The organism is Stenotrophomonas sp. DDT-1 (assembly GCF_001580555.1).
Taxonomy (GTDB): Bacteria; Pseudomonadota; Gammaproteobacteria; order Xanthomonadales; family Xanthomonadaceae; genus Stenotrophomonas; species Stenotrophomonas sepilia.
Genome location: NZ_LEKR01000026.1, coordinates 15,899 through 28,868, shown reverse-complemented (window position 1 = coordinate 28,868; position 12,970 = coordinate 15,899). Strand labels below are relative to the sequence as shown.

14 protein-coding genes are annotated in these 12,970 nt (G+C 66.0%); 8 read left to right on the top strand and 6 right to left on the bottom strand.

What is annotated here, in order from left to right:
* Positions 1 to 5: 5 nt before the first annotated feature.
* Genes AB839_RS13310 through AB839_RS13300 form a run of 3 tightly spaced genes read right to left on the bottom strand, consistent with a single transcriptional unit; the run spans position 6 to position 2,354 of the window.
* Entirely contained in the window at positions 6 to 605 is a 600-nt protein-coding gene (locus tag AB839_RS13310; protein WP_032958773.1) for a DUF6436 domain-containing protein, read from the bottom strand.
* Complete coding sequence (locus AB839_RS13305; RefSeq protein ID WP_169411283.1) at positions 605 to 883, bottom strand: hypothetical protein; 279 nt, start codon at positions 881 to 883, stop codon at positions 605 to 607. The genes AB839_RS13310 and AB839_RS13305 overlap by 1 nt, the downstream gene beginning before the upstream one ends.
* Positions 884 to 938: 55 nt before the next feature.
* Entirely contained in the window at positions 939 to 2,354 is a 1,416-nt protein-coding gene (locus tag AB839_RS13300) for a PLP-dependent aminotransferase family protein (protein ID WP_061479730.1), read from the bottom strand.
* Between the two features lie 181 nt (positions 2,355 to 2,535).
* Between AB839_RS13300 and cyoA the strand changes: the two genes are divergently transcribed.
* The 5 genes from cyoA to AB839_RS13275 are packed head-to-tail and all read left to right on the top strand — an operon-like array spanning position 2,536 to position 7,081.
* Entirely contained in the window at positions 2,536 to 3,441 is a 906-nt protein-coding gene (cyoA, locus tag AB839_RS13295; RefSeq protein WP_014648731.1) for a ubiquinol oxidase subunit II, read from the top strand.
* 5 nt (positions 3,442 to 3,446) lie between these two features.
* Positions 3,447 to 5,423, top strand: a complete 1,977-nt coding sequence (gene cyoB, locus AB839_RS13290; RefSeq protein WP_032958781.1) for a cytochrome o ubiquinol oxidase subunit I — start codon at positions 3,447 to 3,449, stop codon at positions 5,421 to 5,423.
* On the top strand, positions 5,420 to 6,055 hold the full coding sequence (gene cyoC, locus AB839_RS13285) for a cytochrome o ubiquinol oxidase subunit III (protein ID WP_082783343.1): 636 nt from the start codon (positions 5,420 to 5,422) through the stop codon (positions 6,053 to 6,055). The genes cyoB and cyoC overlap by 4 nt, the downstream gene beginning before the upstream one ends.
* 1 nt (position 6,056) lies before the next feature.
* Positions 6,057 to 6,389, top strand: coding sequence for a cytochrome o ubiquinol oxidase subunit IV (gene cyoD, locus AB839_RS13280; RefSeq protein WP_006399830.1), 333 nt, complete (start codon positions 6,057 to 6,059; stop codon positions 6,387 to 6,389).
* Positions 6,390 to 6,400: 11 nt separating this feature from the next.
* On the top strand, positions 6,401 to 7,081 hold the full coding sequence (locus tag AB839_RS13275) for an SCO family protein (RefSeq protein ID WP_061479729.1): 681 nt from the start codon (positions 6,401 to 6,403) through the stop codon (positions 7,079 to 7,081).
* A gap of 211 nt (positions 7,082 to 7,292) precedes the next feature.
* Here the strand turns inward: AB839_RS13275 and AB839_RS13270 are convergent, their stop codons facing one another.
* Together AB839_RS13270 and AB839_RS13265 are read right to left on the bottom strand one after the other, a co-directional pair.
* Entirely contained in the window at positions 7,293 to 7,871 is a 579-nt protein-coding gene (locus tag AB839_RS13270; RefSeq protein ID WP_061479728.1) for a hypothetical protein, read from the bottom strand.
* Positions 7,871 to 9,637, bottom strand: a complete 1,767-nt coding sequence (locus AB839_RS13265; RefSeq protein WP_061479727.1) for a S8 family serine peptidase — start codon at positions 9,635 to 9,637, stop codon at positions 7,871 to 7,873. The genes AB839_RS13270 and AB839_RS13265 overlap by 1 nt, the downstream gene beginning before the upstream one ends.
* A 252-nt stretch (positions 9,638 to 9,889) precedes the next feature.
* Between AB839_RS13265 and AB839_RS13260 the strand changes: the two genes are divergently transcribed.
* The 3 genes from AB839_RS13260 (at position 9,890) to AB839_RS13250 (ending at position 12,152) form a co-directional block, all read left to right on the top strand.
* Positions 9,890 to 10,300: a hypothetical protein gene (locus AB839_RS13260; RefSeq protein WP_231352364.1), complete on the top strand. Its 411-nt coding sequence runs from the start codon at positions 9,890 to 9,892 to the stop codon at positions 10,298 to 10,300.
* Positions 10,301 to 10,408: 108 nt separating this feature from the next.
* A complete protein-coding gene (locus tag AB839_RS13255; protein ID WP_061479726.1) occupies positions 10,409 to 10,849 on the top strand; it encodes a DUF2231 domain-containing protein in 441 nt (146 codons plus the stop codon).
* Positions 10,842 to 12,152 carry a sorbosone dehydrogenase family protein gene (locus AB839_RS13250; RefSeq protein WP_061479725.1) on the top strand — a complete coding sequence of 437 codons (1,311 nt, stop codon included), beginning with the start codon at positions 10,842 to 10,844 and terminating at the stop codon, positions 12,150 to 12,152. The genes AB839_RS13255 and AB839_RS13250 overlap by 8 nt, the downstream gene beginning before the upstream one ends.
* 89 nt (positions 12,153 to 12,241) lie before the next feature.
* On the opposite strand, the gene AB839_RS13245 is transcribed toward AB839_RS13250, so the two are convergent.
* On the bottom strand, positions 12,242 to 12,904 hold the full coding sequence (locus AB839_RS13245; RefSeq protein WP_061479724.1) for an exopolysaccharide biosynthesis protein: 663 nt from the start codon (positions 12,902 to 12,904) through the stop codon (positions 12,242 to 12,244).
* Positions 12,905 to 12,970 lie beyond the last annotated feature (66 nt).

The following is a 12,970-nucleotide window of genomic DNA, read 5'->3' as shown; positions in this document are numbered from 1 at the left end:
CGTCCTCAGCGCTTGGCCTGCCAGGGGCAGTAGCAGCCCACGGCAAGCAGTCCTTTCGGGCGCACGGTTTCGCCGCGCACCAGTCTGTCCAGCAGTGGTTCGACGAAGCTGTTGGCCGAGTTGCAGACCATGCCGATGCTGTACGGGCCGGCATAGGCGAGGTGGCCCTGCCGGTCCCAGATCGCCACGGCAGGGCTGGCCGGGATGTGTTCGATGCCGTCGATGGTCGGCAGGTTGATCACCTTGTTGCGCAGCGGCTCAGGCAGTTCGCCGTGGGTACCGGGGCGGCGGATCGCATAGAAGTCGATGCCGGCGCGGCGGTACATGCTGATCAGGTAGCTCAGGTGTGCGCCGGTTTCGCGGTTGCAGACGGCACACGCCGGGTCCCAGAAGTGCACCACGCGGATGCGGCCGGTATCACCGGCCAGATCGGACGGCAGGCGCAGCTGCGAGTCGTCGAAGACGATGGCCTGTTCGGTGAACGTCGACTGCGCGCTGTAGCCGAAGTACTGCCACAGCGCAGCCGCCACGCCGGCCATGAACAGGCAGGCGAGGGCGATCATCGTCGGCAGCAGCCAGCGGCGGCGCGGCGCGGCTGCGCCCATCAGGACGCGTCCCCGCCGAACTTGTGCACGTACTGCTTGCGCATCTCGCGGCAGGAGTCGGCCTGCGCGCGACGCTGGATCTCGCTACGCGACGGATCCTCGCTGCGCTGCACGCATTGCTCGATGGCGTGGCGCTCGGCGGCCTGCACATCCACGGTCTGCGGCTGCAGGCAGACCCAGGCCAGCGCGGCCAGCATCAACACCACAAAGCCACCACAGCCGGCCATTACCAGGTGGAACTTCAGTCTCTCGGCGCGCATCGATGCACGTCCCTTCATCCATACATTGCATACAAAATATCATCTTGTATGGATGTGGCGCCATGCGCCCGGTTCAGACGATGGCGTTGTGCCGGGCCTCGGGGGCTTCAGACAGGATCTCGTTCAGTTTGGCCAGCGCCCCGGCCAGCGCATCCTGGTCGACCGCGCCGCCCAGCGACAGGCGGATGGCGTTGCCCGGTGGCGGTTCCTCCACGCTGAAGGCGTCCGAGCTGGCGATGCCCAGCCCCTGTTCCTGTGCGGCCTGGATCAGCCGGTACTGGTCCAGCCGCGGCGGTAGCGGCAGCCATACGTGCAGGCCGGCCGGGTGCGCCCGCGCGCGGGACGGCAGGTACTGCGCGGCAATCGCCTGGCGCTCGCGCAGCTCCTGCTGGAAGCGCTGCACCATGTCCTGGGCCTGGCCGCTGCGGATCCACTGCGACGCCACCGCCACCATCGACTGGGTCGGCATCAGCGCGATCGCACGCAGGGCGTCCAGCACCGGTTCCATCGGTTCGCCGGCCGGCACCACCAGGTAAGCGGTGCGCAGGCCCGGTGCCAGGCATTTGGACAGGGTGGAGATGTAATACACCGGGCAGCCGGCGTCGCGGTGGGCGGCCAGCGGCGGTGCGGCGTCCCCGGCCAGCAACCAGTAGGGATCGTCTTCGATCACGGTCAGATCGTGGCGCTTGGCAACCGCCAGCAGGGCCTGCCGGCGTTGTGCCGACATCGTCGCCGTGGTCGGGTTCTGGATGGTCGGTACCAGGTACAGCAGGCGCGGGCGGCGTAGCTGGCAGGCCTCTTCCAGCGCTTCGGGCAGCATGCCTTCGGCGTCCATCGCCACTGGCACCACACCCCGCTGCAGCACGCGCGTGGCGGCCAGCAGGCCCGGGTAGGTCAGCTGCTCGGCGGCGATCAGCTCGCCCGGCTGGGTGCGGGCCAGGATCAGTGCGCACAGTGCGGTCTGCGCGCCGGGGCAGATCACCACCTGGTCGGCACCCACCGTGCCCAGCACCGGTGACAGCCACTGCACGGCGGTGGCGCGGTCCTCGCGGGTGCCGGCGCCGACGTGGTAGCTCATCAGTTCGCCCTGGCCCAGCTGCTGGCCCACGTGCTGGAAACCGGCCTCCATGCCCTGTGCGAACGGCGCGCTGCCCAGCAGCGGCGGGATGTTCATGCTCAGGTCCACCGAGGTGCTGCGGTTGCCGGCCGACAGCGCGATGAAGGTGCCGCCGGCGCCCTGCGCATCCAGCAGGCCAGCCTGGCGCAGCTCGGCAAAGGCACGGGTGACCGTGGTCAGATCCACGCCCACCTGCTGGGCCAGGTCGCGCTGCGGCGGCAGCCGGTCGCCCGGGCGCAGCACGCCGTCATCCACCGCCTCGCGCACCTGCTGGGCGATCTGCAGGTACAGCGGGCCAGCGCCCTCGCGGAAGGGGCGAACCCAGGTGCGATTGGGGTTTTTCAGGCGGCGGCCGGCGGCAGGTGGCGTCATCGGTCAGTTTTCCATACGTGCAGATGCACAAGTCCATACAATCATGTATCTTGTATGGGCTTGATTGGAGTGGATCGCTCTCTTGTAGGCGACCTCGTACCCACAGTGTAGCCGCTCCACGCCCGGGCGCTGCGCGCAGGCGAGCCGGTCAAGCGCGCTTCTTCAACAGGGTTGACCTCCAATGAATATCTGCTGGAACCGCATCCGCCTGGCGCTGGTCGCCCTGGCCTGCGTCGGCCTGTCGGGCTGTGACTGGGTGCTGCTGGATTCGAAGGGCATGGTCGGGCTCGCCCAGCGCGACCTGATCCTGATCTGCATCGGCCTGATGCTGATCGTGGTGATACCGGCCATCGTGCTGACCTTCGTATTCGCCTGGCGCTTCCGCGCCGGCAACACCAAGGCGAAGTACACGCCGGACTGGTCGCACTCCACCAAGGTGGAGATCGTGGTCTGGGGCGTGCCGCTGCTGATCATTGCCGGCCTGGCGGTGATCGTGTGGAAGTCGACCCACGAACTGGACCCGTACAAGCCGCTGGACGTGGCCGGTGAGCCGCTGCACGTGGACGTGATCGCCACCGACTGGAAATGGGTGTTCGTATACCCGGACCTGGGCATCGCCACGGTCAACCAGCTCAACTTCCCGGCCAACCGCCCGCTGGCGTTCAACATCACCTCCAACTCGACGATGAATACCTTCTTCATCCCGCAGCTGGGTGGGCAGATCTACGCGATGGCCGGCATGCGCACGCAGCTGCACCTGATCGCCAACGAGCCCGGCCAGTTCCGTGGCATGTCCGGCAACTACAGCGGGCATGGCTTCTCGAACATGAAGTTCATTGCCACCGCCAGCAGCAACGAGGAGTTCGAGCGCTGGGTGGCCGAGGTACGCAGCGCACCACAGGCGCTGGACTTCAACCAGTTCAAGGCGCTGGCCGCACCGTCGAAGAACGCGCCGGTGCAGCACTTCTCCAGCGTCGAACCGCTGCTGTTCAAGAAGGTCATCGACCAGTTCATCGGCGTCGGTGAGAACACCGCTGCTGCGTCCCCGGCGGGTGCTGCCGGTGGTGCCCAGGTTTCCCAGGAGTAACGAACATGTTGGGTAAATTGACGTGGGAGGCCGTGCCGCTGCACGAGCCGATCGTCGTGGTCACGCTGGCGGCCATGGTGCTGGGTGGCCTCGCGCTGCTTGGCGCGGTGACGTACTTCAAGCTATGGGGCGTGCTCTGGCGCGACTGGTTCACCACCGTGGACCACAAGAAGATCGGCATCATGTACGTGGTAGTGGCGCTGGTCATGCTGGTGCGTGGCTTCGCCGACGCGCTGATGATGCGCGCGCAGTTGGCCGCGGCCGGGCCAGGCAGTGATGGCTTCCTGCCACCGGAGCACTACGACCAGATCTTCACCGCGCATGGCGTGATCATGATCTTCTTCGTGGCCACCCCGTTCGTGGTCGGCCTGATGAACATCATCGTGCCGCTGCAGATCGGCGCACGCGACATGGCGTTCCCGTTCCTCAACGCCTTCAGCTTCTGGATCTTCGTGGTTGGCGCTGCGCTGATGATGATCTCGCTGGGCGTTGGCGAGTTCGCCATGACCGGCTGGGTGGCCTATCCGCCGCTGTCGGGCATCGAGTTCAGTCCGGGCGTAGGCGTGGACTACTACATCTGGGCGTTGCAGGCCTCGGGCATCGGCACATTGCTGACCGGCGTCAACCTGTTCATCACCATCCTGCGCATGCGTGCGCCGGGCATGACCCTGATGAAGATGCCGGTGTTCACCTGGACCGTGCTGGTCACCAGCGTGATCATCATCGCCGCCTTCCCGATCCTGACCGTGGCGCTGGGTGCGCTCACCCTGGACCGCTACCTGGACTTCAACTTCTACACCAACACGTTGGGTGGCAACCCGATGATGTACGTGAACCTGGTGTGGGCCTGGGGCCACCCGGAGGTGTACATCCTGGTGCTGCCGGCGTTCGGCATCTTCTCTGAAGTCACCGCCACGTTCGCGCGCAAGAAGCTGTTCGGCTACAAGTCGATGGTGGGCGCCACGCTGGCGATCGGCATCCTGTCGTTCATCGTCTGGCTGCACCACTTCTTCACCATGGGCTCGGGTGCCAGCGTCAATGCCTTCTTCGGCATCATGACGATGATCATCGCCATCCCCACCGGCGTGAAGATCTTTACCTGGCTGTTCACCATGTACGGCGGCCGCGTCGAGTTCAGCGTACCGATGCTGTGGACCATCGCCTTCCTGGTCACCTTCACCATCGGTGGCATGACCGGCGTGCTGCTGGCCATCCCGGGCGCGGACTTCCTGCTGCACAACAGCCTGTTCCTGGTCGCCCACTTCCATAACACCATCATCGGCGGCGCGCTGTTCGGCTACCTGGCCGGCTTCGCCTACTGGTTCCCGAAGGTGTTCGGCTTCACCCTCAACGAGCGCCTGGGCAAGTGGTCGTTCGCCTGCTGGGTGATCGGCTTCTACCTGGCCTTCATGCCGCTGTACATGCTGGGCTTCATGGGCATGACCCGCCGCATGAACCAGTACGACAACCCGGCGTGGACGCCGTACCTGATCGCCGCCTTCATCGGTGCACTGTTCGTGTTCGCGGGCATCATCCTGATGCTGGTGCAGATCTACGTGAGCGTGCGCGACCGCAAGCGCAACCTGGACCTGACCGGCGATCCGTGGAACGCACGCACGCTGGAATGGGCCACGCCGTCGCCGCCGCCGTTCTACAACTTCGCCGTGGTGCCCAAGGCCGATGAGCTGGATGCCTTCCACGAAGCGAAGAAGCGCGGCCTGCCGCCGCCGCCGAAGACGTACGCCCCGATCCACATGCCGAAGAACACCGGCGTGCCGCTGATCCTAAACATCTGGATCCTGGTGCTGTGCTTCGCCCTGGTCTGGCACATCTGGTGGATGGCCGCAGCCAGCTTCATCGCGATGATCGTGACCCTGATCGTGCGGTCCTACGATGAGGACGTGGATTACTACGTCAGTTCCGAAGAGGTGGCGCGCACCGAAGCGGCCAACCTTGCCAAGCTGAAGGAGGTACGCGCATGAACCTGTTGACCCGCCCGGAGCTGGCCAGCGACACGCAGGCGCACGAGGACCACCACGAGCACGACCATGGCCACGAACAGGGCGGCATGAAGGTGTTCGGCATGTGGGTGTACCTCATGTCCGACCTGGTGCTGTTCGGTTCCCTGTTCGCCTCGTACGCGGTGCTCAGCACCGCCTACGCCGGCGGCCCCACCGGCAAGGAGCTGTTCTCGTTGCCGTTCGTGATGGCCGAGACCTTCCTGCTGCTGGTCTCCAGCATCACCTACGGCCAGGCCGTGCTGGCCATGCATCGCCACGATGCCTCGGCGGTGCTGCGCTGGCTGGGCGTGACCTTCGTGCTCGGTGCCTCGTTCATCGGCATGGAGATCTACGAGTTCTCGCACCTGATCCACGAAGGCGCGGGCCCGAGCACCAGTGCCTACCTGTCGGCGTTCTTCGCGCTGGTCGCCACCCACGGACTGCACGTCGCCAGTGGCCTGATCTGGATGGCGGTGGTCATGCACCAGGTCTACCGCCGTGGCCTGACCCCGACCAACATCACCCGTGTTTCGTGCCTGAGCCTGTTCTGGCACTTCCTGGACCTGGTGTGGATCTGCGTCTTCACCTTCGTCTACCTGATCGGAGCCTTCTGACATGGCCCACGTCGAAACCTCGCGCGCCGGCAATGCGCACGGCTCCACCAAGTCCTACCTGATCGGTTTCGTGCTGTGCGCGCTGCTGACCGTGGTGCCGTTCGCACTGGTGATGAATCCGGTGCTGTCGCGGCCGCTCACGCTGTTCCTGCTGGTCGGCTTCGCAGTGGCGCAGATCCTGGTGCAGCTGGTCTATTTCCTGCACATGGACCGCAAGTCCGAAGGCGGCTGGAACCTGGCCAGCTTCGTGTTCACCCTGGTGATCCTGTTCATCGTCGTCGCGTTGTCGGTCTGGATCATCTGGAGCATGCACTACCACATGATGATCAACTGAGCCTGCGAACCGTGAAAGGCATTGCGTTCCCCCATCGTGGCCTGCGCCTGGCCGCAGGCCTGCTGCTCGGCCTGCTGGCCGGCTGCAGCGCGCAGTCGCGCATGGACTTCTATGCGAAGGACATCGCCTGCGAAGAACTTGGCCAGCAGTGGTCGATGCCCGACAGCCACGGCACCGTGCGTGGCTCCAAGGACCTGCAGGGGCAGGTGACCTATCTGTTCTTCGGCTTCACCAGCTGCCCGGACGTGTGCCCGACCACGATGGTCGAGCTGAGCCAGGTCAAGCACCTGATGGGCAAGGATGCCGATCAGCTACAGGTGGTGTTCGTCAGCGTCGACCCGGCCCGCGACACGCCCGAGGTCGCGCGCACCTATGTGGAAGCGTTCGATCCCAAGGCAATCGCGCTGGTCGGCAACGAAGCGCAGCTGGCGGCGATGGCCAGCGACTTCAAGGCGTTCTACGAAAAGGAACCCGGCCCGGTGCCGGAGACCTACACGATGAGCCACATCGCCGGTGGCTACGTGTTCGACCGCCAGGGCCGCCTGCGCCTGTTCGCGCCATACGGCATGCCGGTGGAAAAGCTGTTCTCGGACGTGCAGCGCCTGCTGCTCGAACCCGGCCACCCGGCCGCCGGCAACGACGCACTGGCGAGCTGCCACCTCAAGCACAGCGGCACACTCGCCGCGCGCTGACGCCGGTGGGTTCCGACCACTGCTCCCGGTGGGGGCCAACCTTGGTTGGCACAGCTGTAGAGCCGAGCCCATGCTCGGCTCAACGCGACACGCGCGCGCCGCGCAGACAGCAGCCGAGCATCGGCTCGGCTCTACATGCTCGCCGCCCCTCGCAGGACCAATCCCCCGGCCGGCCAGGAGAGCCAACCGGCCAGGGGCACCACTCAACGCCTTACTTGGTCTCTTCCCACTGCACCACGTCCGGCTCGGTCGCGCGGATACCGGCGGTGGACAGCAGCCTGGTGGTCGCATCCAGCGCCGCGTTTACCGACGGGTACTCCACGATCGCCTGGCCCGAAGCCTTGGAGACCTTCACCACGGTACCGCCAGTGGCGGCGGCTGCGCGCTGGGCCGAGGCCGCATCGGTGAAGAACACCTTGACCCGCGACGTCGCCACCACCGGCGCGCCGTCACGGGAGACCGCCGCCGCGAACTTGCCGGCGCCGGCATCGGCAGGTGCCGCCGTTGCGCCATCCAGCGAACGCTTGGTACGCGAGCTGGTGGTCGCCGCCGCCTGCGGGGTGATCGTGAACTGGCCGCCGCTGGCCTGCTTCACGGTGGCCGAGGGGGACAGCTGGAATCGCGTGCCGCCCACATCGAACGTGCGGCCGGTAGCGGAGGCCTTCAGTTCCTGCGCATCCACGGTCGACAGGGTCCTGGCTGGAGGGGTCTGCCCCGAGCTCTGCGCCCAGGCAGGGGAGGTCATCGCCGCGAAGGCGAGCGTGCTCAACAGAATGGTGGTCTTCATCATCAGTGCCCCAGAACGCGGATCTTGAAGAATTCGAGGTTGCCGCGCGATGCTGCGGTCGCGGCCTGCCCCATGTCGGTCACTTCCAGCGTCCAGGTGCCGCTGGCATTCTCATCCAGGAAGGCATTGCTGGACAGCAGGTCCCAGCTGGTGAAGTTGCTCTGCGCGCCACCCGTGCCCGAACCGATCGCGGTGAACGCCGGTTGCACCACGCTGCGGGTGCCGCTGGGCGACACCAGCACGAACTGCAGCTGGCGCGTGTTGCGGTGGTTGACCCGGAAGCCCAGCTGCACGCTTTCGATATTGCGCGCGCCGTTGGCCAACTGGAAGGTCAGGCGTGCGGCGGCAGCCGAGGTGTTGCCGATGGCCACGGTACGCGTCGTGTTGCGCCAGCCACTGTCGACCAGCGGGCCCAGCGACTGGAAGTTCTCAGCGACCTGCACTGCACGCGCAGCGTTGACCACGCCGAAGCCATACCAGTTGCTGTAGGCACGGCCGGCAGCATTCACCGTCCAGCCCGGCACCAGCGTGCGCCCGTCGGCCAGCGTCACCGCCGGCTGGTTCGGGTGGTTGCGGGTGGCGGTGGTGGCCAGGATGTACTTCACATCGCGATAGGACAGGTTCGGATTGGCCTCCAGCACCAGTGCCGCCACGCCCGACACCATCGGCGCCGACGCCGAGGTGCCGTTCATCTTGGCGGTGTAGTTGCAGGTGCTGTCGATGGCCGACAGGTTGCTGTCCAGCGTGTTCTGGCGGTTGGTGTTCTTGTTGCTGCCCTGCGCGCACCCGGTCACGTCGGTGGTGACGATGGCCGGGTCGTACGCGCGCGCCACCAGGCCGGGCGCAAACTGTGCCTGCAGGCCGTACTCACCACCAAAGGCCGACACCCACAGGGCCGAGCCGGTGGAGGAGTAAGACGAGCGCACGCCATCGGCGCGCACCGCGCCTACCGTGATCACGTTGAACAGGTTGTTGCGCGGATCACGGCCGGCCGGCACACAGCCGGTGTTGCGGTTCTTGGTGTCGGTGGTGCAGACATCCTGGGTCTGGCTGATCGAGGCATTGTTGAAGTTGTTGCCGGCCGACTTCACGTAGATGCCGCCGCGGCCACCGCGCGTCCCCGACAGTGCCTGCTCATACGAACGAATCGTGTTTTCGCTGTACGCCAGCGGCAGGTTCGGATTGCCCGGGCCGGCGCCCCAGCTGTTGTTGAACACCTGCACGTCGGCCGATTCCGCGCCGTCCCACCAGGCGTACTCGATGTTGCTCTGCTGGTTGCCCAGGGCCGAGCGCGAAATCGGGTTGAAGCCCTTCAACGTCGCCGCCGGGGCTACACCGCGCACGCCCAGGTTGTTGGCGCCCACCGCACCGGCGATGCCGCCGACCATGGTGCCGTGGTTGTCGACATCCGGGTTGGTCGGGGTGGGGTTGTTCGAGCCATTGGTGAAGTTCTTGCCGGCTACAGCGGCCACGTTGGCCGCCAGGTCCGGGTGCGCGATCTGCAGGCCATCATCGACGATGGCGATGGTGACGCCCTGGCCACGGATGCCATTGCGGAACAGGCCATCCACGTTCAGATCGTTGCCGGCCACCGGCAGCGTGTCGGCCGGGACCGTCTGCCCGGTGTTGAGCAGGTGCCACTGGATTGCCGCCAGTGGATCGGCCTGTTGGGCCTGGGCGGTGACGGCCAGGCTGCCCAGTACCAGGGCAGTGGCCAGGGCCAGGCGCGCGGAGCGCGGTGGCGCGGTGCGTTGCGTGTGTCGCTTCATACACGAATCCTTCTGTTGTGAATCGGCATGGCAGGACGGCGGGGCGGAACTGCCCCATCGCAACGAGCCAAACGCGACACAACGAACAACCCCCTACCTCTTCACACAAGCAATCTGCAGATGTGCCAATTGCGTCACAAACGCTTAGTACGTCTGGTTATGACAGTGCACACAAGCATCTTCACGCGATCTTCGCGCGGTTGAATCTGAGTTGTGGGAAACAGGGAGAACTACGTGCAGATGACCACACACATGAAGAACGAACGGAAGCGCGGCCGTGCGCGCGCGGACCAGACCCCGCTCTCGGTTGCCGCCATCCGCAAGGTGGTGCTGTCCGTGCATACGCGCAGCCACGACTACGGCGACGATGCCGATATCGCCGAGTTGCTGCCCGAGTTGGCAGCATTCGGCATCACCACGGTGAAACCGCTGCGCCTGCTGATGAAGAAACACCGTCGCGCACTGCTGCAGGAGGAACGGATCGTCATGCGCCGCGCAGAGACGCTGCATCTGCGCACTGAGTGGCGGCCCGGTGGCATAGACGTGCATGCCAACACCAGCCGTTACGCCATCGGCGGCCTGGTCCGCACCAGCATGGAACACGAATTCGGCTTCGAGACGATGCTGCCCTTCCACGAGGTGCGCGAGGACGAGCCCGCGTAGTGCGGTGCCTGCCCGGTGGGTGCGGCAGCCCTGCCGGGGCATCATCGCGTGCCCTCACATCGCGCTGTGCTACTACAGCCCGTGCACCCTTCCGCACGGAGCACGATGATGGTCAATCCGCTCGCCCAGGCCCATCGCGGCCTCGGCACCATGCTGTTCAGCCTGTTGAACCCGATACCCTTCGGCTTCTTCGTCGGTGCCCTGATCTTCGACGCGATCTACCTCAACAGCGCCGAGGTGATGTGGGGCAAGGCCGCTGCCTGGCTGATCACCTTCGGCCTGCTGATCGCCATCATTCCGCGGCTGATCAACCTGTTCACGGTCTGGCGCCGCAACGGCACCGCCACCCGCATCGACCGCATCGACTTCTTCCTCAACCTGGTCGCGGTGGTGCTGGCCATCTGGAATGCCTTCGTGCACAGCCGTGATGCGTATGCCATTGCAGTGCCGGGCACGATCCTGTCGGCGCTGACCGTGGCCCTGATCGCCCTGGGCCTGATCCTGCTGTCAATGCAGCCGCCGCTGCTGCAGGGAGGTCGTCATGGCTAAGCACATCCTGCCCACCGTGGGCGCCCTGGCACTGGCCGTGATGCTGTCGGCCTGTGCCGGCAAGGCCGAGTACCACCCGGCCGACCAGTCGGGACCGCAACCGCCACTGCCCAAGCCGGCCAACTTCCTGATGCCGCCGATGCAGGTGCCCAAGGGCGTCGGCTGGGCTGATGGACAGACCCCCACGGTGGCCGAGGGCCTGAAGATCGAACGCATCGCCGCCAACCTGCAGCATCCGCGGCGGCTGCTGACCCTGCCCAATGGCGATGTACTGGTGGTGGAGGGCAACGGCCCCGGCGAAGAACCGGTCACCACGCCCAAGCAGTGGATCGCCGGCAAGGTGAAGGCGCGCTCGGGCAAGGCCGGCAAGGGCGGCAACCGGGTCACCCTGCTGCGCCGCTCGCCGGGAACGAACACCTGGACCCAGCATGTCTACATCGAGGGCCTGCATTCGCCGTTCGGCATCCAGCTGATCGGCCACACGCTGTACGTGGCCAACACCGGCAACATCATGCAGTACCACTACGTGCCCGGCGAAACCCGCATGTCGGACAAGGGCCGCGAGTTCACCGACCTGCCCAGCACCGTCAACCATCACTGGACCAAGGAACTGCTGGCCAGCCGCGATGGCCGCAAGCTGTACGTGGGCGTGGGTTCCAACAGCAACATCACCGAGAATGGCCTGGCCGTCGAATACCGCCGGGCGGTGGTACTGGAAGTGGACGTGGCCACCCGTGGCAGCCGCATCTTTGCGTCGGGCATCCGCAACCCGACCGGGCTGGACTGGGAGCCGAGCACCGGGAAGCTGTGGGCGGTAGCAAACGAACGCGACGAGATCGGTGCCGACCTGGTGCCGGACTACCTCACCTCGGTGAAGGAAGATGGCTTCTACGGCTGGCCCTACAGCTACTACGGCCAGCACGTGGACGAGCGCGTGCAGCCGCAGCGGCCGGACCTGGTGGCCAAGGCGATCGTGCCGGACTACGCCATCGGCTCGCACGTGGCACCGCTGGGCCTGCTGTTCTACACCGGCCAGGCACTGCCGGCCCAGTACCACGGCGGCGCTTTCATCGGCGAGCACGGCAGCTGGGATCGTTCACCACTGAGCGGCTACGAAGTGGTCTACGTACCGTTCAAGGACGGCAAGCCGACCGGGCGGCCGCAGACCGTGGTCAGCGGCTTTGCATCGAAGGACGAGAAGACCCTGATGGGCGCACCGGTGGGCATGGCGATGGATGCCGAAGGCGCATTGCTGGTGGCCGACGACGTGGGCGACGTGGTGTGGCGGGTGTCGGCCAAGTAGTTCTGTAGAGCCGAGCCCATGCTCGGCTTACGCGCGCAGCGCGGGGTTTCCGCGTACAGGTTGAAGAGCAGCCGAGCGTGGGCTCGGCTCTACAGTTCCGCGGTACTGCTGCGGAACCCGCTGAACACCGATTCGGCGGCAAATCCCACGCCGCCCAGCAGCACGCCGAAATACACCACCGTGGCCACCACGAAACCATAGCCGGCTGCCACTGCCGCGCCATCGCGCTGGATGAAACCAATGGCGAAGGACATCAGCGCCAGCGCCGGCAGCGTGTTGCTGAAGGGTATCGGCCCGGCCGGCGCCATCAACAGCAGGGTCGCGAACACCAGCATCAGGTTGTTCAGGCGCATCATCTTCTTCGAGCGCACCATCACCGCCAGCCGCATCGGCCGCGACAGCCGCTCCATGCGGTGCACCCATTTCAGCGCACGACCCAGGTTGGCCTTCAGCTTGTCGGTGGCGATCTCGCGGCGGGCCAGCTTCTGTGGCACCCACAGCGGGCGGCTGCGCACCCGGCTCAGGCCGATCAGCAGGATCGAGGCGCCAAACACGGTACTCAGCCCGGGAATCGACACCGGAATGATGAAGATGGCCGAGAGCAGGATCACGATCAGCAGCAGGCCCTCATCGCCCAGCGCGCTGAGCAGGGTGCCGACGCGCACCTGGTCGCCGGGCAGCTCGTCGATCATCTGCTCGATCTGCTGGGCCAGGGGCGCGCTGTCATTGGTTTCGGGGGCACGGTAGGTCATGCGTCGCAAGGTTCTCCAGGGAAGGGCGGTCAACGGGCCGTCCTGCGGTGGGGGACGCACAGGCTC

Bases quoted from the DNA above. Each gene is read 5' to 3' on its own strand.
- AB839_RS13310 (WP_032958773.1), bottom strand. From the start codon at position 605: ATGGGCGCAGCCGCGCCGCGCCGCCGCTGGCTGCTGCCGACGATGATC.
- AB839_RS13305 (WP_169411283.1), bottom strand. From the start codon at position 883: ATGAAGGGACGTGCATCGATGCGCGCCGAGAGACTGAAGTTCCACCTG.
- AB839_RS13300 (WP_061479730.1), bottom strand. From the start codon at position 2,354: ATGACGCCACCTGCCGCCGGCCGCCGCCTGAAAAACCCCAATCGCACC.
- cyoA (WP_014648731.1), top strand. From the start codon at position 2,536: ATGAATATCTGCTGGAACCGCATCCGCCTGGCGCTGGTCGCCCTGGCC.
- cyoB (WP_032958781.1), top strand. From the start codon at position 3,447: ATGTTGGGTAAATTGACGTGGGAGGCCGTGCCGCTGCACGAGCCGATC.
- cyoC (WP_082783343.1), top strand. From the start codon at position 5,420: ATGAACCTGTTGACCCGCCCGGAGCTGGCCAGCGACACGCAGGCGCAC.
- cyoD (WP_006399830.1), top strand. From the start codon at position 6,057: ATGGCCCACGTCGAAACCTCGCGCGCCGGCAATGCGCACGGCTCCACC.
- AB839_RS13270 (WP_061479728.1), bottom strand. From the start codon at position 7,871: ATGATGAAGACCACCATTCTGTTGAGCACGCTCGCCTTCGCGGCGATG.
- AB839_RS13265 (WP_061479727.1), bottom strand. From the start codon at position 9,637: ATGAAGCGACACACGCAACGCACCGCGCCACCGCGCTCCGCGCGCCTG.
- AB839_RS13260 (WP_231352364.1), top strand. From the start codon at position 9,890: ATGAAGAACGAACGGAAGCGCGGCCGTGCGCGCGCGGACCAGACCCCG.
- AB839_RS13255 (WP_061479726.1), top strand. From the start codon at position 10,409: ATGGTCAATCCGCTCGCCCAGGCCCATCGCGGCCTCGGCACCATGCTG.
- AB839_RS13250 (WP_061479725.1), top strand. From the start codon at position 10,842: ATGGCTAAGCACATCCTGCCCACCGTGGGCGCCCTGGCACTGGCCGTG.
- AB839_RS13245 (WP_061479724.1), bottom strand. From the start codon at position 12,904: ATGACCTACCGTGCCCCCGAAACCAATGACAGCGCGCCCCTGGCCCAG.